The sequence below is a fragment of the Leisingera sp. F5 genome (assembly GCF_001593695.1).
Genome location: NZ_LUKH01001162.1, coordinates 1 through 1,221, shown reverse-complemented (window position 1 = coordinate 1,221; position 1,221 = coordinate 1). Strand labels below are relative to the sequence as shown.

Annotated in this window: 1 protein-coding gene; it reads left to right on the top strand. The window is 61.3% G+C overall.

From position 1 onward, the window contains the following. Window positions 1–161 precede the first annotated feature (161 nt). The coding region (gene ligA / locus A2I95_RS39765; protein ID WP_291737854.1) for an NAD-dependent DNA ligase LigA at window positions 162–1,221 on the top strand (1,060 nt) is incomplete at its 3' end.

Below are 1,221 nucleotides of genomic sequence, written 5' to 3'. Positions count from 1 at the left end.
TCCCCCGGCCGGCACATGATGATGTGCCGGCGGTTGCAAGGACCTGCCGGTTGGCGGGTCTTTTTGCTTTTTGACGCCTGCAGCGTGCGGGTTGTCAGATGCGCTGGACGCGGCCAGCGCGGCAGCTTATCACCAAAAGGGAGAACGAAGAGGGACCGCGTGTGGCAGAGAAAACAGAAAAAGACGTGGCCAACCTGTCGGCTGAAGAAGCGCAGGCCGAGTTTTTCGGACTGGAAGAACAGCTTCGTGCGGCGGATTTGGCCTATCATCAGGCCGACGCGCCAGAAATCAGCGATGCGGAATATGATTCGCTGAAACTGCGGTACCGTGCGCTGGCAGAGGCATATCCGGATCTAGCGGCAGATGCCACTCAGCTTAATACGGTGGGGGCTCCGGTTGCCTCTGGGTTCGGTAAGATTTCCCATTCCGTGCGCATGCTGTCACTCGGTAACGCCTTTGCCGACGAAGACGTCAGCGATTTCGACCGCAGCATCCGCAATTACCTCGGCCTGGAGCGTGATGCCGGGCTTTCCTTTACCGCAGAACCCAAAATCGACGGGCTGTCGCTGTCGCTGCGCTATGAGCAGGGCAAGCTGGTGCAGGCCGCAACCCGTGGCGATGGCAGTGTCGGGGAGAACGTGACTGCCAACGCATTGACCATCGGCGACATCCCGCAGCAACTGGACGGCGCGCCGGATGTGCTGGAAGTGCGCGGCGAAGTTTACATGAGTCACGCGGACTTCGAGGCGCTGAACAGCCGGCACGCCGAGCGCGGCGGCAAAATCTTTGCCAATCCGCGCAACGCCGCGGCCGGTTCTCTGCGGCAGCTGGATGCGGAAATCACCCGTGCCCGCCCTTTGCGATTCTTTGCCTACAGCTGGGGCGAATTGAGTGCACCCCTCGCAGAAACGCAGATGCAAGCCATCGCACGGCTGCAATCCTTGGGCTTTCAGACCAACCCGCTGACCCGGCTTTGCGTGTCGGTTGATGAGATGATCACGCATTACCGCAGCATCGAAGAACAGCGCGCGACACTGGGCTACGATATCGATGGCGTGGTTTACAAAGTTAACGATCTGGCGCTGCAGGGGCGGCTCGGGTTCCGCTCGACCACGCCCCGCTGGGCGGTCGCGCATAAGTTTCCGGCAGAGCTCGCCTGGACCCGGCTGGAGGCCATCGACATTCAAGTCGGTCGTACAGGCGCGCTGAGTCCGGTTGCCC